This window comes from Methylotenera sp. (assembly GCF_030684185.1).
Lineage (GTDB): Bacteria > Pseudomonadota > Gammaproteobacteria > Burkholderiales > Methylophilaceae > Methylotenera.
Map to the genome: position 1 here is coordinate 37,191 of NZ_JAUXOY010000010.1, position 20,214 is coordinate 57,404.

22 protein-coding genes and 1 tRNA gene are annotated in these 20,214 nt (G+C 43.4%); 12 read left to right on the forward strand and 11 right to left on the reverse strand.

Features of this window, described 5'->3' with window-relative positions; genetic code table 11:
- Positions 1 to 2: 2 nt before the first annotated feature.
- Entirely contained in the window at positions 3 to 749 is a 747-nt protein-coding gene (locus Q8J82_RS01565) for a molybdopterin-synthase adenylyltransferase MoeB (protein ID WP_304908523.1), read from the forward strand.
- Positions 750 to 804: 55 nt separating this feature from the next.
- On the opposite strand, the gene Q8J82_RS01570 is transcribed toward Q8J82_RS01565, so the two are convergent.
- The 3 genes from Q8J82_RS01570 to Q8J82_RS01580 form a co-directional block, all read right to left on the reverse strand.
- Positions 805 to 1,155 carry an endonuclease domain-containing protein gene (locus tag Q8J82_RS01570; RefSeq protein ID WP_304908524.1) on the reverse strand — a complete coding sequence of 117 codons (351 nt, stop codon included), beginning with the start codon at positions 1,153 to 1,155 and terminating at the stop codon, positions 805 to 807.
- 59 nt (positions 1,156 to 1,214) lie between these two features.
- On the reverse strand, positions 1,215 to 2,057 hold the full coding sequence (locus Q8J82_RS01575) for an SPFH domain-containing protein (protein WP_304908525.1): 843 nt from the start codon (positions 2,055 to 2,057) through the stop codon (positions 1,215 to 1,217).
- 88 nt (positions 2,058 to 2,145) lie between these two features.
- Entirely contained in the window at positions 2,146 to 2,589 is a 444-nt protein-coding gene (locus Q8J82_RS01580) for an NfeD family protein (protein WP_305326796.1), read from the reverse strand.
- 145 nt (positions 2,590 to 2,734) lie between these two features.
- Here Q8J82_RS01580 and Q8J82_RS01585 point away from each other — a divergent pair, with 145 nt between their 5' ends.
- Genes Q8J82_RS01585 through Q8J82_RS01600 form a run of 4 tightly spaced genes read left to right on the forward strand, consistent with a single transcriptional unit; the run spans position 2,735 to position 8,377 of the window.
- Positions 2,735 to 3,964, forward strand: a complete 1,230-nt coding sequence (locus tag Q8J82_RS01585; RefSeq protein ID WP_305327641.1) for an FAD-binding domain-containing protein — start codon at positions 2,735 to 2,737, stop codon at positions 3,962 to 3,964.
- Positions 3,965 to 4,022: 58 nt separating this feature from the next.
- Complete coding sequence (locus Q8J82_RS01590) at positions 4,023 to 4,583, forward strand: LemA family protein (protein WP_304890634.1); 561 nt, start codon at positions 4,023 to 4,025, stop codon at positions 4,581 to 4,583.
- Between the two features lie 8 nt (positions 4,584 to 4,591).
- The gene (locus Q8J82_RS01595; protein WP_305252581.1) at positions 4,592 to 5,479 is read left to right on the forward strand and encodes a hypothetical protein; all 888 of its coding nucleotides are present in this window, start codon (positions 4,592 to 4,594) and stop codon (positions 5,477 to 5,479) included.
- Positions 5,480 to 5,512: 33 nt separating this feature from the next.
- Positions 5,513 to 8,377 (forward strand): valine--tRNA ligase, encoded by a 2,865-nt coding sequence (locus Q8J82_RS01600; RefSeq protein WP_305326799.1) that lies wholly within the window; start codon positions 5,513 to 5,515, stop codon positions 8,375 to 8,377.
- Positions 8,378 to 8,473: 96 nt separating this feature from the next.
- Here the strand turns inward: Q8J82_RS01600 and Q8J82_RS01605 are convergent, their stop codons facing one another.
- Genes Q8J82_RS01605 through Q8J82_RS01615 form a run of 3 tightly spaced genes read right to left on the reverse strand, consistent with a single transcriptional unit; the run spans position 8,474 to position 9,536 of the window.
- Positions 8,474 to 8,941, reverse strand: a complete 468-nt coding sequence (locus Q8J82_RS01605; protein WP_305326800.1) for a DsrE/DsrF/DrsH-like family protein — start codon at positions 8,939 to 8,941, stop codon at positions 8,474 to 8,476.
- Positions 8,942 to 8,964: 23 nt separating this feature from the next.
- Positions 8,965 to 9,198: a sulfurtransferase TusA family protein gene (locus Q8J82_RS01610; RefSeq protein ID WP_304890638.1), complete on the reverse strand. Its 234-nt coding sequence runs from the start codon at positions 9,196 to 9,198 to the stop codon at positions 8,965 to 8,967.
- Positions 9,198 to 9,536 (reverse strand): rhodanese-like domain-containing protein, encoded by a 339-nt coding sequence (locus Q8J82_RS01615; RefSeq protein ID WP_305327642.1) that lies wholly within the window; start codon positions 9,534 to 9,536, stop codon positions 9,198 to 9,200. The genes Q8J82_RS01610 and Q8J82_RS01615 overlap by 1 nt, the downstream gene beginning before the upstream one ends.
- 353 nt (positions 9,537 to 9,889) lie before the next feature.
- Here Q8J82_RS01615 and Q8J82_RS01620 point away from each other — a divergent pair, with 353 nt between their 5' ends.
- Positions 9,890 to 11,707 (forward strand): GGDEF domain-containing protein, encoded by a 1,818-nt coding sequence (locus tag Q8J82_RS01620; RefSeq protein ID WP_304890583.1) that lies wholly within the window; start codon positions 9,890 to 9,892, stop codon positions 11,705 to 11,707.
- A gap of 24 nt (positions 11,708 to 11,731) precedes the next feature.
- Here Q8J82_RS01620 and Q8J82_RS01625 read toward each other — a convergent pair whose 3' ends face one another.
- Positions 11,732 to 12,739: a transposase gene (locus Q8J82_RS01625; protein ID WP_304908707.1), complete on the reverse strand. Its 1,008-nt coding sequence runs from the start codon at positions 12,737 to 12,739 to the stop codon at positions 11,732 to 11,734.
- A 29-nt stretch (positions 12,740 to 12,768) separates the two neighbouring features.
- On the opposite strand from Q8J82_RS01625, the gene Q8J82_RS01630 reads away from it, so the two are divergent.
- Genes Q8J82_RS01630 through Q8J82_RS01640 form a run of 3 tightly spaced genes read left to right on the forward strand, consistent with a single transcriptional unit; the run spans position 12,769 to position 13,882 of the window.
- Positions 12,769 to 13,242, forward strand: a complete 474-nt coding sequence (locus Q8J82_RS01630) for a hypothetical protein (RefSeq protein ID WP_370868605.1) — start codon at positions 12,769 to 12,771, stop codon at positions 13,240 to 13,242.
- A 48-nt stretch (positions 13,243 to 13,290) separates the two neighbouring features.
- Positions 13,291 to 13,473: a type II toxin-antitoxin system HicA family toxin gene (locus tag Q8J82_RS01635; RefSeq protein ID WP_304890580.1), complete on the forward strand. Its 183-nt coding sequence runs from the start codon at positions 13,291 to 13,293 to the stop codon at positions 13,471 to 13,473.
- A gap of 10 nt (positions 13,474 to 13,483) precedes the next feature.
- The gene (locus Q8J82_RS01640; protein WP_304908706.1) at positions 13,484 to 13,882 is read left to right on the forward strand and encodes a type II toxin-antitoxin system HicB family antitoxin; all 399 of its coding nucleotides are present in this window, start codon (positions 13,484 to 13,486) and stop codon (positions 13,880 to 13,882) included.
- A 303-nt stretch (positions 13,883 to 14,185) separates the two neighbouring features.
- Here Q8J82_RS01640 and Q8J82_RS01645 read toward each other — a convergent pair.
- Positions 14,186 to 14,261 (reverse strand) — tRNA-Phe (locus Q8J82_RS01645).
- A 221-nt stretch (positions 14,262 to 14,482) separates the two neighbouring features.
- Here Q8J82_RS01645 and cobT point away from each other — a divergent pair.
- The 3 genes from cobT to cobC are packed head-to-tail and all read left to right on the forward strand — an operon-like array spanning position 14,483 to position 16,886.
- A complete protein-coding gene (cobT, locus tag Q8J82_RS01650) occupies positions 14,483 to 15,520 on the forward strand; it encodes a nicotinate-nucleotide--dimethylbenzimidazole phosphoribosyltransferase (RefSeq protein ID WP_304891161.1) in 1,038 nt (345 codons plus the stop codon).
- The gene (locus Q8J82_RS01655) at positions 15,517 to 16,287 is read left to right on the forward strand and encodes an adenosylcobinamide-GDP ribazoletransferase (protein ID WP_304891160.1); all 771 of its coding nucleotides are present in this window, start codon (positions 15,517 to 15,519) and stop codon (positions 16,285 to 16,287) included. Before cobT ends, Q8J82_RS01655 begins: the two co-directional genes overlap by 4 nt.
- A gap of 8 nt (positions 16,288 to 16,295) precedes the next feature.
- Entirely contained in the window at positions 16,296 to 16,886 is a 591-nt protein-coding gene (gene cobC / locus Q8J82_RS01660; RefSeq protein WP_304891159.1) for an alpha-ribazole phosphatase, read from the forward strand.
- Positions 16,887 to 16,897: 11 nt separating this feature from the next.
- Here cobC and cobU read toward each other — a convergent pair whose 3' ends face one another.
- The 3 genes from cobU to Q8J82_RS01675 all read right to left on the reverse strand — a co-directional run bounded on the left by cobU (position 16,898) and on the right by Q8J82_RS01675 (position 20,046).
- Positions 16,898 to 17,425 carry a bifunctional adenosylcobinamide kinase/adenosylcobinamide-phosphate guanylyltransferase gene (gene cobU / locus Q8J82_RS01665; protein ID WP_305327644.1) on the reverse strand — a complete coding sequence of 176 codons (528 nt, stop codon included), beginning with the start codon at positions 17,423 to 17,425 and terminating at the stop codon, positions 16,898 to 16,900.
- 92 nt (positions 17,426 to 17,517) lie between these two features.
- The gene (locus Q8J82_RS01670) at positions 17,518 to 18,099 is read right to left on the reverse strand and encodes a hypothetical protein (RefSeq protein ID WP_304891157.1); all 582 of its coding nucleotides are present in this window, start codon (positions 18,097 to 18,099) and stop codon (positions 17,518 to 17,520) included.
- Between the two features lie 78 nt (positions 18,100 to 18,177).
- Entirely contained in the window at positions 18,178 to 20,046 is a 1,869-nt protein-coding gene (locus tag Q8J82_RS01675; protein WP_304891156.1) for a TonB-dependent receptor domain-containing protein, read from the reverse strand.
- Between the last annotated feature and the right edge of the window lie 168 nt (positions 20,047 to 20,214).

A 20,214-nucleotide genomic window follows, 5' to 3' on the forward strand; every position in this document is an offset into this window, starting at 1 on the left:
ATATGAACGACAATCAGCTCCTCCGCTACAGCCGCCATATCCTGTTGCCTCAAATCAGCTACGAAGGTCAGGAGAAGCTTGTTAACAGCCATGCGCTCATTGTGGGAGCTGGTGGTTTGGGCTCGCCAGTGGCTTTGTATCTGGCCGCAGCCGGGGTGGGAACGCTCACTATTTGCGATTTTGATGTGGTTGATTTAACTAATTTACAGCGTCAAATTATTCATACCACGCAGAGCGTCGGCATCAATAAAGCGGTTTCAGCCCAACAAACCATTTATGAAATTAACCCTGAAGTTGCAGTAAAAACAATTCAGCAAAAATCTACCGAAGATGAGTTTGTCGGATTGGTTGCAGAAGCGGATGTAGTGATTGATTGCAGTGACAATTTTGCCACGCGCTATACATTGAACAGGCTGTGCGTTAGGCTGAAAAAGCCGCTGGTTTCAGGTGCTGCAATTGGGTTTGAAGGGCAAATTACTGTGTACGATATGCGCTCAAGTACTAGTCCGTGTTACCACTGCTTGTTTCCAGATAATGGCGAAGATACAGATTTGCGCTGCGCTACCAATGGCGTATTTGCGCCCTTGGTGGGCATGATAGGCACTACGCAAGCGGCTGAAGCTTTGAAACTGTTAATGGGGATTGGAGAGAGTTTGCAAGGGCGATTGTTGTTGCTAGATGCACTTGCGATGGAGTGGCGAACAATCAAGCTTCGTCGTGACTCAGCGTGTATTGTATGTGGTATTTAAGATTCCTTCCCCTTTTAGGGGGAAGGTTAGGATGGGGGTGTAACAGCGTTTCTAACTAATTTTTTGATAGTGCATTATAAATTCTTTCAAGTACACCCTCAGCGTTCTGTAGCACCTCGTTATTCCAAAAACGCAAAACCTTCCATCCTTGAGCTTCTAACCATGCTGTGCGTTCGCTGTCTTGGTTTTGCATTTCGCTATGCTGACCACCATCGACCTCAATTGCCAATTTTTCTTCAATACAGACAAAGTCTAAAATATATTTTCCAGCGGGATGTTGGCGTCTGAATTTAAGACCTAGCACTTGGCGCATTCTCAAATATTGCCATAAGTGTAATTCGGCCACAGTCATTTCACTGCGTAATTTACGTGAAAAACTTTTGGTATTAGGTGGAGTTCTGAGCATAGTTAAAGATTGCACCCCCATCCCAGCCTTCCCCCTAAAAAGGGGAAGGAATTAAACGCCTACTTTCCGCCCACCAAGCTTTTAACCGCACCCACTAAATCACCTGGCATCATGACAATTTTGCTATTTTCAGAGACTGATATTTTTTGCAAGGCCGTAATGTAGCGATCGCCCAATAAGAACATAGCGGATGCGTTATTTTCTTTTACCGCTTCGGTAATAAATTTAATCGATTCAGCAGATGCTTTTGCAGCCACCATTTGTGCTTCTGCATCTTTTCGTGCGGCTTCTAGACGTGCTTCTGCGTTCAAAATAAGCGATTGCTTGGCACCTTCAGCTTCGGTTACTACAGCCACACGTTCGCGCTCCGCCGCGGCTTGTCTTTCCATCGCTTCTTGCATGTTGTGCGAGGGTTTGATGTCTTGAATTTCTACTGATTTAACCGTTAAACCCCAGTCTAGCGCCTCGTCAGCAATGGCGATTTTTAGCTCAGCCTTAATGCGGTCACGTGAGGTAAGCGCTTGGTTTAAGTCCATACCGCCAATAATCGAACGTAAGCTGGTTTGCACCATGTTACGCATGGCTTCGCGGAAGTTTTCAATGCCATACACAGCGCGTTCAATATTGCTTACTTTAATAAATGCAATTGCGTTGGCTAAAATCACTGCGTTGTCACGCGTAATCACCTCTTGCTCTGGCACATCTAAAATAATATCTTTGGTGGTGACTTTGTAGGTGACTTTGGTGAATAGCGGATTAATGACATGCAGGCCAGGTGAAAGGACGCCAGCAAACTTACCTAGTCGCTCCACGACCCATTCCTCGCCTTGCGGCACAATGCGGATGCCTTTAAAGGCAAGAATAACCGCAACAATGACTAAAATACCTGATAACTCGAACATGGTGATTTACCCTTCAGTAAAATTGAATAATTGAATATAAAAAAATAAGTTAATTGAGAAATAAAACTCTATGAAGTAAAACTAAAGCTTAGTGCGCCTTAACGCGCAGCGAGTTACCTTCTACCGCAACCACCACGGCTTGTGTCCCGGGCTCAAGGGTTTTATTGCATACTGCAACCCATTCACGGCTACCCATCAAGCCTTGGGTAAATTGAATGCGCCCATTTTGTGTTGAGCTTACTGCCTCAATGATGACACCAACACGGCCGATTTCTTCGCCCTGTGCCTGCCCAACGCGTGAATCAGTACTGGTTTTTTTGTAATAAGTGCGCCATATAAACAAAGAGCCGATTGAGAGTATGGAAAATAAAAATAACTGTATCGCAATGTTCATGTCAGGCATCAGCCAGGTCAATACAGCTAAAATTATGGCGGCCACGCCAAACCACATTACATAAAAAGTGGTTGTTACCATTTCTACCGCAAGTAATATTAAGCCTATTGTGCCCCAAATCCACATTGTTTCAATCATGTTTTTCCTTAACTGGCTTACATCAATTTAATTGTTTATTATTACATAGGATTTACGTAATTTTAGATAAAAACTTATGGGAAAATAGCACATATACTCATAGCTAAAAAATAGTACACTAACATAAACTTGTTGGAATTATTGCATGAAGCCTGCACAAAAACTCACCATTCCCCACGACCGTAATGAACGCTTGCATTATATTAAGCGCGTTTTTTCGACGGCTACGGGCCCTGATTTGACTGGTGACTGGGTAGGCGGCCGCCTGAGCGGGCTTAAAAAACTCCACAGTATTGATGTGGCAGCCTATGCAAGAAACCGTAACTTTTTAAATGGCGCTGTCACGCACTTGTCACCCTATTTGCGTCATGGCTGTTTAACATTAAATGAAACGTTTGAGCTTATCAAAAAACAATTCGCCTCTGCTGCGGATAAGCTTTTGTATGAGCTTGCCTGGCGGGATTACTGGCGGCAAGTATGGTATGCAGAAGGTAACGCCATTTATAGTGAAATGGAGCCGCCTAAAGTAGCCATCGGCCATATGCCTTTGGCTAACGACATTATGCAGGGCAAAACAGGCTTGCCTTGTATGGATGGCTTCATTAACGATTTGCTTACGACTGGTTATGTGCATAATCACGCGCGCATGTGGCTTGCAAGCTATATAGTCCATCATAGAAAAACTGACTGGCGCGCAGCGGCAGATTGGTTTGAAGCAAATTTGATTGATGGTGATATCGCAAGTAATCACCTTTCCTGGCAATGGGTGGCCTCTACGTTTAGCTCAAAACCTTATTTTTTTAATAAAGAAAATCTTAGCCGTTATACGGGTGAAAAGTATTGTGCACAATGTCAGGCAAAATGCCCTTTTGACGCGGATTACGAAACTTTAAACGATAGGTTGTTTAACCATACGCTAGTGCCGGTTGCAAAAAAATATGAATTAAACCCGATTCCTAAAAAAGCCGTTTCCGGCTTCCCCGCAATGGCGGTGTTTGTGCATGATGAAATGCTTTCTGCCGCACATGCTTTACTTCAGCAACCGTTTCCTAAAATTTTTGTGTTTGACCCTTTGATACATGGCACTTGGTCGCTTAATCGTATGCAGTTCATTGCTGATTGTTTAAGTGAAATGGAGAACGTGGAAGTGTGGTTTGGCGATACTTATAGTGTGCTAATGAGTCGAAATGTGGGGTCGGTTATTACGCAAGATACCCCCAATCTAAAAATTAAAGAGTTATTGGCGCCATTTTTACCAAAATGGCAGCCAGTAGCTAAATTTGTCAATGTAGAAATTAGCGACAAACGCTTAAAACGTTTTTCACGTTACTGGGAAAAGGTGGGACCGTTAGTGTTGGGCGATGCCCATAATTAAGCAGCATAAGTTACAGCAATCTGAAGAAAAATAAATTGGTGATAAAAGGGAGTGCAAGATGATATTTTGGCTAATCATAGCGGTAATCGCAGTGTATTTAATTATTACCTATAATAGTTTGGTTAATATTAAACACAATGTTGCCAAGGCATGGGCAAATGTTGATGTTTTACTCAAACAGCGCCATGAAGAGTTGCCAAAGTTAATTGATACTTGTAAGCAATATATGAAGCATGAACAAGAAACCTTGGAAAAAGTGACCCAAGCACGCTCTCGAGTTTCAGATGCGCGAGAATCACATGATGTTGCAGCTTTGGGTGTCGCTGAAAGTGCATTAAGAAGTGGTTTGGGTCAGTTGTTTGCGGTAGCTGAGTCGTATCCTGAACTTAAGGCCAATGAGCAGTTTTTACATCTACAGTCGCGTATCAGCGGTCTAGAAAACGCCATAGCTGACAGGCGTGAGTTTTATAACGACAGCGTGAATATCAATAACGTCCGAATCGAACAGTTCCCAGATGTATTGATTGCCAAAATTTTTAACTTTAAAGCCAGTGATTTGTTGAAATTTGCGAGTGAGGAATTAAGAGACGTTGATATTGGCCAGCGTTTTAACAGCTAGGCCTGGTGATGTTAAGTGGCGTGCGGGCTCATTATATTGAGGCGATTACTTCTGCCAGTTACTTGGGAATACTTGCATTTGTTTTGTATTCTCAAAATCAAAGCTCGGCGGTCATCTCCTTAGTATTAGTGGCTGCTATCAGTTTGTTTGCCTGGGCATCTACATATAAGCGTGTTCGCGCCATTGCTGACATTGCGACATCCCGTATAGGTTCGGCAGCGCAAGGCTACGTTGAGTTATATGGCCGCGCAAGTGTCGATGCAGATAATCTCATTAAAAGCCCGCTTAGCGGTATGTCGTGTATCTGGTTTCGTTATTGGGTCTACACCAAGGGAAGTGGTGACCGTGAGTGGCGTGAAACGGCTAAAGGCGTTAGCCATAGCACCTTTGAAATCAAAGACGGCACAGGAAGCTCAGTGGTTGACCCTGATGATGCTGAAGTGCTGTTTCCTGACAGGCGCGTCAGTTATCAAGGCAACTATAAGCATGTAGAAGAGATGCTCTTTGCGGGTGGTTCAATTTACGTGTTAGGTGAATTCTCTACTATTGGTGGCGCAAATTCAGTGTTGAGCGTGAAAGAAGATGTGAGCGCCTTGCTTACCGAATGGAAGAATGACCCAGTTCAACTTAAAAAACGTTTTGATCTGGATGGAAACGGTGAAATTGATCTGCAGGAATGGGAGCTGGCGCGCCGCGTGGCTATTCGTGAAGTAGAGAAACAGCACCGTGCAATACGCGCTGAAACAGGCGTTCACATCATGCGGGCACCGCGAGATGGTCGATTGTTTTTGATTTCCAGCATGTCGCCGCAAAAACTCAGGCAACGTTATCAACTCTGGAGTTACTTTCATTTAGCAGTATTGATTGTGACAATCGGAGCTTTTTTCTGGCTCTAAAAAAACTACAATAGGCTGTGTTAAAATTGCATCATGAAAAATGATACGCAAAACTCAGAACACGCTCTTAATAAATCTTTTGACCCTAAAACCATTGAAAGCAAATGGTACGAATTTTGGGAGAGCAAAGGTTATTATGCCGCCGGGTTAAGCCAACCTACAGAATTAAATCCAGAAGTAAAAGATAACTTCTGCATATTACTGCCACCCCCTAATGTCACAGGCACCTTGCACATGGGGCACGGATTTAACCAAACGCTGATGGATGCGCTTACACGTTACCACCGCATGCGCGGCGATAATACGCTATGGCAACCGGGTACAGACCATGCCGGTATTGCCACGCAGATAGTTGTGGAACGCCAATTAGACGCGCAAGGCGTGAGCCGCCATGACTTAGGCCGTGAGAAGTTTCTGGAAAAAGTCTGGGAATGGAAAGAATACTCAGGCGGCACCATTACCAAACAAATGCGCCGTTTAGGCACCTCACCAGACTGGTCACGTGAGCGCTTTACGATGGATGAAGGTTTGAATAAAACCGTTACTGAGACCTTTGTGCGCCTGTATAACGAAGGCCTAATCTATCGCGGTAAACGTCTAGTTAATTGGGATGTGAAGTTAGGCACGGCTGTATCTGACTTGGAAGTGGTACAAGAGGAGGAAGATGGTTCGATGTGGCACATCAACTATCCGCTTGCCGATGAGCTAGGTCATTTGACTGTTGCTACAACACGTCCAGAAACCATGCTGGGCGACGTGGCGGTGATGGTGCATCCTGATGATGAGCGTTACAAACACCTCATTGGCCAGAACGTCAAATTACCACTTTGTGACCGTGAAATTCCGATTATTGCTGATGACTATGTAGATAAAGAATTTGGTACTGGTGTGGTAAAAGTCACACCCGCACACGATTTTAACGACTATGCGGTAGGTCAGCGTCACCAATTGCCGATGATAGAGATTTTGTCGTTAGCAGGGTTGGTGAATGAGAATGCACCGGAAAAATACCGGGGTTTAACTACCATTGCTGCACGTAAGCTAGTGGTGGCTGATTTAGAAGCCGAAGGTTATTTAGTTAAAACCGATAAACACAAACTTAAAGTGCCTAGAGGCGACCGCACGGGCGTGATTATTGAACCTATGCTGACAGACCAGTGGTTTGTCGCCATGAGTAAACCAGCAGCAGATGGTAAATCTATTACACAAAAAGCGTTGGATGTGGTGGCGAGCGGTGAGATTAAATTCTACCCGGAAAACTGGGTGAATACTTATAATCAGTGGCTGAATAATATTCAAGACTGGTGTATTTCACGCCAATTATGGTGGGGGCATCAAATCCCTGCTTGGTATTCAGAAAGTGGTAAAGTTTATGTGGCTATTGATGAAGCGCAAGCAAAAGCCCTCGCCGCAAAAGATGGCTACACTGGCAATTTGAAGCGTGATGATGATGTTTTGGATACTTGGTATTCATCTGCACTATGGCCATTCTCGACGCTAGATTGGACAGGGGACGAAGCCAAAGACGGCGCCAATATTGCCTTACAGCAATATCTGCCTTCCAGCGTACTGGTGACAGGGTTTGACATCATTTTCTTCTGGGTAGCGCGTATGGTGATGATGACCACACACATCACAGGCAAAATCCCCTTTAAACATGTGTATGTACATGGCTTGATTCGTGACGCCGAAGGCCAGAAGATGAGTAAATCTAAAGGCAACGTGCTAGACCCGATTGATTTGATTGACGGCATTGGGCTAGACGATTTAATTAAAAAGCGCACCACGGGCTTAATGAACCCCAAAGATGCGGAGAAAATCGAAAAGCGCACGCGCAAAGAATTTCCTGAGGGCATTAACGCTTACGGAACAGATGCCTTACGCTTTACCTTTGCAGCTCTCGCTTCACCTGGGCGTGACATCAAATTTGATTTGCAACGTTGTGATGGCTACCGTAATTTCTGCAATAAACTATGGAATGCCACGCGTTTTGTGCTGATGAATACACAAAAAGAAGATGGAAGTCCTCATGACAATGGCTTTGATGCTGCAAGCTGCGGTGAGGGTGGCCGTAAGTTTAGCCAAGCCGACCGTTGGATTGTGAGCATTCTGCAACGCACCGAAGCTGAGGTAGAAAAAGCATTTGAAGACTACCGTTTTGACTTGGCTGCAAAAGCCATTTACGAATTTGTGTGGGATGAATACTGTGACTGGTATTTAGAACTGGCTAAAGTGCAGATTCAAAATGGTGATGATGCGGAAAAACGTGCAACGCGCCGAACATTGCTTCGCGTGCTTGAGACTATTCTGCGTTTAGCACACCCGATTATGCCGTTTATTACCGAAGAGATTTGGCAAACCATTGCGCCAATGACTGAGAAGCACGGCGCCAGCATCATGCTCGAAGCTTACCCAAGCGCACAGGCTGATAAGCTGGATGAGGTCGCTGAAGCCTGGGTGGCGCAACTAAAGCAAATGATAGATGCCTGCCGTAGCCTGCGCGGCGAAATGAGCATTTCACCAGCCGCACGCGTACCTTTAATCGCTTCAGGCAATGCTGAAAAATTAGCCATTTATGCGCCGTACTTGAAAGCTTTGGCTAAGTTAGAAGATGTAACGATTGTGGCTGAATTGCCTGAAGCCGATGCGCCAGTGATGCTGGTGGATGATTTTAAACTGATGTTAAAAGTTGAGATTGATGTCGCGGTTGAAAAAGAACGTCTAGGAAAAGAAATTGCCAGGCTGGAAGGCGAAATTGCCAAGGCAAACGGCAAGCTTAATAACGAAAGTTTTGTCGCGCGTGCACCAGCAGCAGTCGTTGAACAAGAGAAAGCGCGAGTGGCAGAATTTAGTAGCAGTTTAGAAAAGTTGCAAAGCCAGCTAGCCAAGTTGAGTTAAATTAAGATAACGTTAGTTGAATCAGATGACCTAGCAGAAAACAAAAAGGCGCTTTCATGAAGCGCCTTTTTGTTTGGTAAATGTAGTAGTTTAAATTTAAATAAACAGATTAACGTTCGACTCGCCAGCAAATTCAAAAAAAGTCGCTGCGCCGCCATATTCAATGCCATCAATAAAGTCGGCAGGTTTAAAGTCAAACAAATCTACCGTCATTTGGCAGGCAATTAGTTTAACGCCACTTTCCAAACAAGCAGTGCGCAAGTCTTCGATGGAGGCTACGCCTTTATCTGCAATTTTCTGTTTCATCATCATGGTGGCCATGCTTTCCATGCCGGGTAACATCTGCACAAAATTTGGCGTGGGGACTGGCATCGGCATGGCTGGGTTGCCTAGCGGAGATACTTTTAAATCGCCCAAGTCTTTTTTCAGCAAGGTTAAACCATAAAAAGTGAAGAAGATTTGCACTTCATAATCCAGTGCAGCGGCTGTTGACGCTAATATAAATGGCGGATAAGCCCAGTCAAGCGAGCCTTTAGATGCAATTAAAGCGAGTTTTTTAGCCAATTTGTGTTTTAGCTAAACTCAGTTTAGCTACTGCGTTTTTTGATGTAAAAAGTGAATGTGCTGTCATCCTGATCAAGCTGTAAAAGCTCGTGACCAGTTTGAACGCAAAATGCATTAAAGTCTTTTACTGAACCCGGGTCAGTTGAGATTACTTTTAATACTTGTGTGCTTGCAATTTCACTTAAACCTTTTTTGCAGCGCAAAATAGGTAATGGGCAGTTTAAGCCCGTTGCATCTACTTCTTTGTCGAATTCCATTATTTCTTATTCCCTTCATCTTTTGCTACAAATGGATGGCCAGCTTTGGCCCAAGCCAAAACGCCACCAATTAAGTTGTATACATTTTTACAGCCTTTGCTAGAAGAAAAAGCAGCCGCATGTGCTGAACGAGCGCCACTATGGCAGTAGAAAACCACGTTTTCCGCCTTTGTTAGCTGGTCATATTTTAAGGGCAGCAATGCCAAAGGAATATGTATCGCACCTGAAATAATGCCGCGTGCGACTTCGTCATCATTGCGAACATCTACCAATAACATGGGCTTAGTGGCCATCATGTCGGATAATTCGCTTGTTTCAATTTCAATATATGTACTCATTAACGTGTGCCAAATTTAACCAAAACAAATGATAGCAATTTTGAGGGGTAACCGCACTAACAATGTAGCGTCAAGGAGGCGCTACATTGTTAGTGCGAGGCCAAATTATATTGGGTTTGATTGGACTAACTTCTCTTTGAATTATCTTGGCTCGAACTTCAGTTCAAGATCATCAATCAAATTTTGGTATGGTAAATCCTGCCAACTTAAATAGTTAACTTAGCATTTGAAGCAAGAATATGTTGCTAATCTTCAAATTGACATAATAGAGAAATGGTTATTATTGTATTCACATTACATAATGTAACAACTCACTACGTAGATTGAGTATTGGCAAAAATATGGAACAAAAAATGACCCCTTTAGATCTGGCGCGCCAGACTTTGATGCAGCTTTCAAAAAGCCAGAGTCCGCCAACGCCTGAAAACTTTCGTCGCGTATATGATGAGATTTCCGGAGTTAAGTCTGTCGATCATTCTGTAATGCTGAGCAAAACACTGGATAAAGTGTTGCATGACATGGGTAAGGAAGCGCCCAAATACCTGGCGGTGGCACAAAAAATTTCTACTTCGGTTAAAAAACTGGATGTTGAAAGTTTAGAAAGTCAATTGCGTAGCTTACTTCCAACAGGGGCTAGCGATATGCAAGGTGTTAATTGGGCAACGCTTTTACGTTACCTGTTAAAACAATTAGATGTAAACCATAGCGGAATCACTTTAAGCAGAAAAAAAGAGGGCTTGAATCGGGTCATTATCAATTTTGCAAGTGACCCCATTCAGCTTGGGCAAAAGATTCAAGCGCTAGCCACCTCTTGGGGAGAAGGTCATGAGGTGACCCTGTCCGCTGATAATATCCCGGATGAAACCACTTTGCCTGAAATCTCATTAGTACCAGATGACGCGCAATCAACGTCAGAGGGGAAACTTCAAACTCAACAAGCTGTAACTGATGACTGTCAACTTAAACTTGCCATTTGCTGGCGTGACTTGTTGATTAGAACTATTACCTTGGTGGTACTGCCGCAGTTTGCAGATATTCCAGCAGCGTCTGGAAGAATTGAAGCACTGATCAAACGTGCACAAGCGTCCAATACGGCAGAAGAAGTTAATGCCCTAAGTGAGGCATTAAAATCAACCTTGCTTAGAGCTGAGATGCAAACGGATTCACAGCATCGTATGCAGGATTCTCTGGTACAAATGCTACGATTATTGGTTTCAAGCATGGGCGAGCTGACCGTAGAAGATAAATGGCTGCACGGGCAGATTGCCATTGTTCAGGATATTATTTCAAAACCACTTAATTTAGATACTGTTTACAATGCAGAAAGCAGTCTTAAAGAGCTGATTTTTAAGCAGTCTAATATCAAGCCAGGGCTCCTTGCAGCAAAAGAAACCCTAAAAGGCATGATGAGTACCTTTGTAAGCGGCTTGGCAGACATTACAGAAAGTACCGGCACTTATCAGGTCAAGATTAGTGATTACCAAGAGCAAATTTCTGCGACTGAAGATATTGCCCAGCTTAACGCCATACTGCAAAGTTTAGTGGGCGACATTCACACCATGAATGCTGAAGCACAGCATTCTCAGGCGGCTTTTCTTGAAACACAGAAAAAAGTGGAAGAAGCTGAAAAGCAAATCAATGAACTGACGACTAAGCTTGATTATATTAGTGAAGTCGCGCATGAGGACTTTTTAACAGGCGCATTAAATAGACGAGGCATGGATGATGCAATAGAAAGGGAGTTTAGTCGTGCTGATAGGCATAACTCGCCATTATCGCTGGCAATGATAGACATTGATCATTTTAAGAAAATCAACGACACCATGGGCCATTCAACAGGCGATGTAGCACTAGCACACTTGGCAAAAGTGGTTAAAAGTGTGCTGCGCAGTACTGATGTGTTGGCTAGATATGGTGGCGAAGAGTTCGTTATCCTGTTGCCGGGCTCTAAGCAGGCAGATGCAGTCAATGTCATTATAGGTGTGCAACGTGATCTGACTAAAAACTTTTTTATGCATAATAGCGAGCGCGTGCTCATTACGTTTAGTGCAGGGGTTTCAGAGCGCCTCACAGGTGAAAGTATTGATGCGGTATTGCCACGTGCCGATGCCGCACTATACTTGGCCAAGCAGACTGGTCGAAACCGCGTTGTCGGTGCGCCGCCACCTTAATCCCAGATTTTCCATTAGGATTTTTCAAGGCGTAAAAACAGGGCTGAACGTGACGGGCAAGTTGAAGGACTTTGACTTATCCCAGACGCCTTCGAACCACTGACGTTGGCGCATGGCGACCGCTAGTCGTAGCACGTCTTTTCTTCCCTCTGTACCAATATAGCCCGCCTTGGCAAACAGCTTCAAGCGTAAAGTGTTGAGCGTATGCTGCACATTTTTACCACCACTGATGAGGCTATGCCTGAGCGCTACTTGTCTAAACAAGCTCATGAAGTTATAGGCCAGCATCACCATGGTTAAGCACGCCTGCGTTGCCCAAAACTCTTTCAGACAGAAACTGTCTGCCACAAAGTCATATTTCAATTCTTTGATGCGATTCTCGCAATCTGCACGTCCCCGATAAGTACGCCACACTTCCTGAGCTGGCAAGGTGGTGTTGGTCACCAGTGCGCCAAAGCGGTACTGCCCAATCGTTGGATCATCGGCAAACAAAGAGAGTGTCTTGCCTTTGGGGTTGACCCGTTTGTTGATGTGTTGCCTGATACCCACTACGGTCCGCGGATGTGGCCAACTGGGCGCTTGATACTGCACGCTCACTAAGTCAATTCCATCGTCGATGGTCCACCAACCCTGCGCACCTACCAATGCGCGCTGTAATGGCTGGTTAAGACGCAAGGCAATGATGTGTGAAGTATTCTGTGCTTCAAGTTTGTAGAGAAAGACGTTGTCGCTAAAGCTGCTATCAGCGCGTAGCAGGCCAATGCGTTTGCCTGCAAGATTCGTGAGCGTGCTGTCCAGAAAGGCACCCACGTTATTGGCGCTGGCGGTATTGCCTGGGCGTAGCCAGCAATTGGCAATCATGCAAATATCGACCACAAACGCCATCAGCGGATGATGCGAGACGCGCCCGGGCTTGCTCGGGTTGTAGCCACGTGCGCTACCTTCTTGTACACCGTAGCGGGTCATGACCGTGGAATCAAGGTCCAGCGTCAGACCATCAACACCTAATTGTTGAAATTGCCATTGGTACAACGGCTAACCCGATTATTCTGTTAGACGAGATCGATAAACTATCTGGCGACTCTCGCTACAGTGGTTTTGGGCCACTATACCAATTACTGGATCGCGAAAGCTCATGTAACTTCAGAGATGAGGCGGTGGACCTCGAGATGAATTGTAGTTATGTGAGCTGGGTTGCCACGGCTAACCATGATGCTGCGATCCCTGAAGCCATTATCTCAAGATTCACAGTCATTGAGGTAGAGGCTCCAAGTGCTGATCAGATGGTGAACGTCATTCAGTCTATATACTCTGACATTCTGCATGATAACCGCGATATCTGGGGCAGCCATTTTGTACCTGAAGTTAGCGATAGCATGATCGAGGCTTTGGATAACCAGGGACCACGTGAAATCGTGAAGATGATTATGGCAGCCATGGGTAGGACGGCAAAGAGTAGGAAAGAGGCTGTCTATGTTTTGGAAGGTGGGGATTTCAAGGATTTTAAGAAACCTGTTAGAAGGATTGGGTTTTAGTTTAGCATAAAACTTGCCCAACAATAATTGATATGTATAATACACACTATGACCAGTAAAGAAGTAATTAAAAAACTAACGGATGATGGATGGGTGTTGAGGGGCATCAAAGGCTCTCACCATATTTATACGCATCAATACAAAAGTGGTCATATTAGCGTTCCACATCCTAAAAAAGATCTAGGAATTGGTTTGGTTAAAAAGTTACTTAAATTAGCTGGTTTAGATTAAAAGGTTAAATATGAAATATCCAATTGCAATTGAGCTTGGTGATGATACTCACGCTTTTAGCGTGATTGTGCCTGACTTGGAAGGCTGCTTTTCTGCGGGCGACACTATGGAAGATGCGATAGATAACGCAAAAGAAGCGATAGAATTATGGTTAGAGACGGTCATTGATGATGGCGGCTCTGTACCCGTTGCGCAAGAAATTTCTATTCATCAAAAAAATGCTGATTATCAGAATCTAGTTTGGGCGATTGTGCCAGTTGACTTAGCAAGTTTAAGCGACAAGGTTGAGAGAGTTAACATTACCCTGCCTGCAAGAGTTTTACGCAGAATTGATGCTGATGCTAAAGCGATGGGTGAAAGTAGAAGCGGTTATATAGCAAGAAAAGCACTTGAATTACACGTGGCTTAGCGCACAACGCTTGTTGTCTGTAGTAAATCATCACGGGCTTAAAATCTTAGGATAGTATTGAGTATCAATTACTCCCCCGATTGCTTCGGCATAAGGACGCGAAGCTGCCGAAAGGTGGCTTCAGCATTTTAGGGTTAGATACATAAAAACACAAAGGCGCTTAATTGCGCTTTTATTTTTGAATATTTCTACAACACTGTGTTACATCCATTAGCCCAGCCATTAGCCCAGCTAGATTTTTAGGCGTAAAAAAACGACTTAGAGTTTTATCTGCAAGTCGTTGATTTGTATGAGTTTTATTACTGGTGGCCGGGACGGGAATCGAACCTGTGACACGCGGATTTTCAATCCGCTGCTCTACCGACTGAGCTACCCGGCCATACTGCTTATTTTTACTTGTTAACATCGGTAAATGTTTACAAGTCGCGCATTATAGCAAACTTCCCGAGAGTTTGACAAAAATAATACAAACAAAATAAATAAAGTAAGACCAATTTTATTTGATTAATAAAATGCCTGACTTTGATTTACGTTTAAGTATATGTACTCATGTAAAATCTTAACCTAGAAAATATTAGCTAAGAAACTTGATGTATATAGATGAAATTTAATATCGTTCAGCCAAGTCAGATAGTCAAAACTGCGCTTGAAAATAAAATTAACAATAAAACTAAACCGTTGGGTGCGTTAGGCATGCTGGAGTCGGTTGCCCTGCAAATCGGCTTGATTCAACAAACGCTAACACCTCAGTTGGTTAATCCTACTATGTTGGTATTTGCTGGCGATCACGGCGTTGTAAATGCGGGTGTCAGCCCATATCCTCAAGCGGTTACCGCCCAGATGGTGCTGAATTTTTTGCAGGGCGGTGCGGCTATCAATGTATTCTCAGCACAAAATAATATTCATTTACAAGTGATAGATAGTGGTGTGAATTATCAATTTTCACCCAATTCAAATTTAATTGACGCCAAAATCGCGATGGGTACACATAATTTTCTGTACGAACCAGCGATGACTTTAGCACAGTGTGAGCAATCGCTTACTTGTGGTTCAGGCGTTGTTAATACAATGGTTGCTAAAGGTTGTAATGTATTCGGATTTGGTGAGATGGGCATCGGCAATACCTCATCTGCGAGTTGTTTGATGAGTATATTGTGTTATTTTCCTATTGAGCAATGTGTAGGGCGCGGCACGGGTTTGGATGATGCAGGTTTGCTGCATAAAACCAATATTTTGGCACAAGCCATTGCGCATCATGAGTTAAATAACAATGATGTAATGCAAGTGTTAGCTACCTTTGGCGGGTTTGAAATAGCGATGATGGTAGGCGCAATGTTGCAAGCAGCCGAGAGGCAATGTATTTTGTTAATTGATGGTTTTATTACCACTTCGGCGCTATTGGTTGCAGCTAAAATACAGCCGGATATTTTACATTATTGTGTATTTACGCATTGTTCGGGTGAATCTGGCCATAAAAAAATGCTGGATTATTTGAAGGTTAAGCCATTGCTGAATATGGATTTGCGCTTGGGTGAAGGCACGGGTGCAGCGCTGGCTTATCCATTAGTGCTTGCTGCAGTTAATTTTATAAATCAAATGGCCTCGTTTGAATCAGCAAGTGTTTCACAAAAAATATGAAATTCACACTTCAAAATCAATGGCACTATTTTTTGACTGCGGTAATGTTCTTTACCCGCATTCCTATTCATTTTAATCATTTTGATGAAGCTGACCTGAATAAAGCAACACGGTTTTTTCCTTTAGTTGGTATCTTGGTTGGTGCTATAGGCGCTTTGGTGTTTTGGTTAAGTGACATCTTATTGCCCTTAGAAGTGGCACTTTTATTGAGCATGGCATCTACAATTTTACTCACAGGCGCGTTCCACGAGGACGGGTTAACCGACGCGGTAGATGGCTTGGGCGGAGGCTGGACTCGTGAGCAGGTGCTCACTATCATGGTGGATTCACGCATTGGTAGTTATGGTGCAACTGGCCTGGTACTGGTATTGCTTACCAAATATCAGGCGCTCAGCTACCAGTCTGCGGTTTTTATCCCAGCTTCAATGATAGCTGGCCACTCGCTTAGCCGTTTGTGTGCAGTATTGGTAATGTTTACGCAAAGTTACGTGAAGGCAGAGGGTAAATCTAAACCGCTAGCTACGCAGTTAAATGTCAAAGAGCTCATTATCGCCACTATTTTTGGTTTGTTGCCGATGGCATTTTTAGATATAAAATTCTTGGCTGCACTTGTGCCAGTTGCCATTGTTTGGCTGTGGTTTAGTGCAAAAACTAAAGCACGTATTGGCGGCTACACTGGCGATTGCTTAGGGGCCATGCAGCAACTAACAGAGATAGCCTTTTATGTCGGCTTGCTGGCAAGTACAGCCTTGTTTTTAAAACTATAAATTGCATTATGAAACTCACGTTAGTTCGCCATACTTCTTTAAATATCGCACCGAGTATCTGTTACGGACAAAGTGATGTCGAAGTTTCTGACAAGTTTGACGATGAACGGCAGAAGCTGCAAATCAAGCTGGCATCATTTAGGTTTGATGCAATTTATACGAGCCCATTACAGCGCTGTCATAAGCTTGCACAGGCGTTGTGTGCGGATGAACGCTTGGGTTTTACTGGGGCAGATATTCAGTATGATGCACGTTTAAGCGAGCTGCATTTTGGTGATTGGGAAATGAGCCCGTGGGATGCCATTCCGCGGGCAATCTTTGATAATTGGGCGAATGATTATGCCAATCTAGCCCCGCCCAATGGCGAAACGTTCTCTCAACTACGCGCGCGTGCTAAAAGCTTTGTGGAGGATGTAAGTAGCCACTCACAAGAAAAAAATCTATTGGTTGTAACGCATGGCGGCCTGATTCGCACTCTAATTGCCGAGGTGTTAAATATGCCCTTAAAGCGCTTGTTTAGAATCACCATTGACCATGCAAGCGTGACGCAATTGGAGTTTAAGGGTGAAGTACCAAAAGTTAATTTTATGAATTTATAGTGATATAAACACTATTTAAGTTTAATTGGTAAACCCGCTGCAATAAAAGTCACATTTTTAGCTACAGTTGCTACGGCCTGATTGAGTCTGCCTTGTTCATCCTGAAATTGGCGGTTAATTTCACCGAGTGGCACAATTCCCATACCTACTTCGTTACTTACTAAGATGATTCTGCCAGAGAATGTTGGTAGCAGCAGTAAGAATTGGTCTCGCTCTAATTGCCAGCTACTGTCCTTTGGCGGATTGCAGTCAGGGCATATCCACTGCGCCAGCCATAAGGTCAGGCAGTCCACAATCAAGTATTGATTGCTTGCAGCCAAGTCTGCAAGTGTTTGTGTAAGGTGGTGCGGCTCCTCTACCAGCATCCAGTGAACAGGACGCCTATTTTTATGATGTTGTATACGCGCTTTAAATTCATCATCATAGACTTGAGCGGTGGCTATATAAGTTACTGGCAGGTTACTCTCATTGGCTAGTTTTTCAGCATAAACGCTTTTACCAGAACGTGCGCCGCCTAATATTAGTGTGATGTTGTTCATTATAGCCTCGTGTAAATAGCACTATAAAATGTGCGTAAAAAAACCGCGTTAGAAATTAAATCTAACGCGGCTCTATCAAAAATTAAAACCAATTATGCGACGTTGTTAGTGTGTGATTTAACAAAATCTAGTTTTGGTAAAGTTTTAGCCAAAGCCCAAAAAGCCACCAAATACATCGCAGTGAAAGCCATGTAACTTGGCAAATAATTCCAGCCATATTGCATGGTTTCAATTAAGCCGTTATTTGGGAAGCGGCCTGAAAATAAATAATAAGTTTGCGTAGAAATTACAAACGCTAGAAATGTTGCAACTAAGCCAGCAAGTGCAAATTTAAGTGCATCTAAGCTATTTGCTTGTTTGCTTAACCACAAGCCCGCAAGCCACATCACCGCGTAAGTCGGCAACATGCCCCAGTACCCATCAGTCAGGCAGAATGCCTGAAAGCTATCAATTGCAGCGGCACCAAAATCAATGGCAGTGGCCAGCACCACGAACAATGCAAACCATGCCGCTTTTCTTAAATACAAACCACCGATTAACAGCAAAGCTAAACTTGCATCTGGCAGTGAAACGCTGGTTAGCACATGGCTACCGCGTGTCAATAGCATGAAGAACGCAATTGCAGTTGCAATCAATAGCGGTTTGGTATAAGTCGTTTTGTTGGATTCTTCCATTTTTTTCTCCATTACAAAGCTTGCTATGTACTTAATTAAAACGTAAGGGTGCATCATAACATTTTTACACCCTTTAGATTATTCTGGCTGATAACGAATATTGACAAATAAATTAGCTCCTGGCGTGTTGTAGGCCTCACCACCAAAATCTAAAGCAAGTGCATATTCTTTATCTAAAATATTATTGGCACGTGCTTGCACTGACCAGTCTTTAGCGAATTTATAGTCTACTGTGGCATTGAGCAATACGTAGCCACCTAGAGATTTGCTATTCGTTGAATTATTGTAGCGAATAGATGATGCAATGGTTTCCGCCCCAAACCGCCAATCACCCAGTGTGTAATTGGCATAGAGGCTAGCATGTCGATTAGCACGGCGCACCAATAACTTATCGAGTTTTTCGTCTTTAGGTGACTGAATATCAATGCTGCCGCCCATATTTAGATTGTCAAAGTGTTGATTGGCGCTCAAGCTTAAGCCATCGATGCGTGCTTTGTTGATGTTCATGACATTAAAAGCATCGTCATAACCAATTAAATCTCTCACTTTTTGGTGATATATCGTGGCAGATGCAGAGGTGTTATCCGCTTGGTAACGTAAACTCGCCTCAATATTGCGTGATAGCTCAGGTTTTAAGTTTGGGTTACCAAAAAAGGGGTAATACAAATCATTAAAAGTAGGGGCTTTAAAAGCCGTGCCATAACTGCCAGTGATGCGCCAATTCGGGTTGATTTTATAACCATAACCTAAGCTGCCAGTGTTATGGCTACCAAATTGTGAGTTGCTGTCATGGCGAGCGCTAAGTTGCAATGAATGCGCATCGTAATTGAGTAAGTAACTGGCCACAAAGCCATCATTATCTCGCTCTGCAACCGTATAGCTGACGCTTGAGTTTACATTTTGATTTAAATTATCGTAAAGCAAGGTTAGCGTCCCAATCGGTAATTTAAAATCATTTTGCCAGCTTAATTGAAATTGTCTTGTTTTATAAAAGTCACCACCAGTAACGCTACCAAAATCAAATGTTCTACTTTCATCCACACCTTCACCAATGCGTACTTTTGATAGCCAAAAATCCGTAAATTGATTGTTGCTAAACACTGAAAAACTGTATTGTTTAGAATCCGTTTTACTATCAAATTTTTGAGTAATACATTCAAAAGTGACAGGGTCAGAAGTAGGACAACTGTTATCAAAATGTACACGTCCATCGCTATGTAAAAGTTGCAAGCCAATTTCATGTCCCACTTCAATTTGATGCGAAACTTTGCCAGAGAAAGCTAAATTTCGGTAAGTGTCTTTATCGTTATAGTCTTTGTTTTTGGTGTTAATTGCTGAAAAGCTATTGGTATCCAAGCTAGAAACATTTAAAGCAAAGCTTGTATCGCCCACGCTGCCGCTTACGCCAGCATTTGCGCGTTTGGTATTGTATGAACCATAACCTACGTTTCCGTTAAATTTAACCGCTCCTTCACCTTTTTTAGTGAAGATTTGTATCACACCGCCAATCGCATCTTGCCCATATAGGGTAGATGCTGGACCGCGTAAAATTTCTATTTTTTCAATTTGACCAAGTGGCAAGTTTTCAAAGGCAGTAGTTCCTAAAGTAGCTGAATCCACACGCATGCCATCAATCAGCACCACAACATGGCTTGTATTAGTGCCGCGAATAAAAACGCCAGAAGCCGTGCCAGCACCCCCGCTGCTGCTTATTTCAATACCAGCTTGGTGCGCTAGTAATTCAACTAAAGTTGATTGACCTGCACGTTTAATTTCTTCTTGATCAATTACCGTGACATCGGCAATTACACTTTCGCGTGTTTGTGGGACACGTGAAGCAGTGACAACAACATCATCCAAGTTGATATCTTCAGCAGCAAAAGTAGGCGTAGTAAAAGCCAAGCCTATCAGGCTGGCAGACATAAGTTTTATTCTGGATTTTTTCATTGTATTTTCCCTAACCCGCACGCGACCCCGCGTGTAGATTCTTAGAGACTTAATTTTTTAAGATTTAGCTTAAGTCTTGTTTGTAAATCTAGGGGACACAGAAGAATGCAATAAAAAAGAAAGCGCGGTACGAAAGTACAATACATAAAGCGCAGCCTTTGTTTACCG

Coding starts and splice junctions, on each gene's coding strand:
- Q8J82_RS01565 (WP_304908523.1), top strand. CDS start 3: ATGAACGACAATCAGCTCCTCCGCTACAGCCGCCATATCCTGTTGCCT.
- Q8J82_RS01570 (WP_304908524.1), bottom strand. CDS start 1,155: ATGCTCAGAACTCCACCTAATACCAAAAGTTTTTCACGTAAATTACGC.
- Q8J82_RS01575 (WP_304908525.1), bottom strand. CDS start 2,057: ATGTTCGAGTTATCAGGTATTTTAGTCATTGTTGCGGTTATTCTTGCC.
- Q8J82_RS01580 (WP_305326796.1), bottom strand. CDS start 2,589: ATGATTGAAACAATGTGGATTTGGGGCACAATAGGCTTAATATTACTT.
- Q8J82_RS01585 (WP_305327641.1), top strand. CDS start 2,735: ATGAAGCCTGCACAAAAACTCACCATTCCCCACGACCGTAATGAACGC.
- Q8J82_RS01590 (WP_304890634.1), top strand. CDS start 4,023: ATGATATTTTGGCTAATCATAGCGGTAATCGCAGTGTATTTAATTATT.
- Q8J82_RS01595 (WP_305252581.1), top strand. CDS start 4,592: ATGTTAAGTGGCGTGCGGGCTCATTATATTGAGGCGATTACTTCTGCC.
- Q8J82_RS01600 (WP_305326799.1), top strand. CDS start 5,513: ATGAAAAATGATACGCAAAACTCAGAACACGCTCTTAATAAATCTTTT.
- Q8J82_RS01610 (WP_304890638.1), bottom strand. CDS start 9,198: ATGGAATTCGACAAAGAAGTAGATGCAACGGGCTTAAACTGCCCATTA.
- Q8J82_RS01615 (WP_305327642.1), bottom strand. CDS start 9,536: ATGAGTACATATATTGAAATTGAAACAAGCGAATTATCCGACATGATG.
- Q8J82_RS01620 (WP_304890583.1), top strand. CDS start 9,890: ATGACCCCTTTAGATCTGGCGCGCCAGACTTTGATGCAGCTTTCAAAA.
- Q8J82_RS01635 (WP_304890580.1), top strand. CDS start 13,291: ATGACCAGTAAAGAAGTAATTAAAAAACTAACGGATGATGGATGGGTG.
- Q8J82_RS01640 (WP_304908706.1), top strand. CDS start 13,484: ATGAAATATCCAATTGCAATTGAGCTTGGTGATGATACTCACGCTTTT.
- cobT (WP_304891161.1), top strand. CDS start 14,483: ATGAAATTTAATATCGTTCAGCCAAGTCAGATAGTCAAAACTGCGCTT.
- Q8J82_RS01655 (WP_304891160.1), top strand. CDS start 15,517: ATGAAATTCACACTTCAAAATCAATGGCACTATTTTTTGACTGCGGTA.
- cobC (WP_304891159.1), top strand. CDS start 16,296: ATGAAACTCACGTTAGTTCGCCATACTTCTTTAAATATCGCACCGAGT.
- cobU (WP_305327644.1), bottom strand. CDS start 17,425: ATGAACAACATCACACTAATATTAGGCGGCGCACGTTCTGGTAAAAGC.
- Q8J82_RS01670 (WP_304891157.1), bottom strand. CDS start 18,099: ATGGAAGAATCCAACAAAACGACTTATACCAAACCGCTATTGATTGCA.
- Q8J82_RS01675 (WP_304891156.1), bottom strand. CDS start 20,046: ATGAAAAAATCCAGAATAAAACTTATGTCTGCCAGCCTGATAGGCTTG.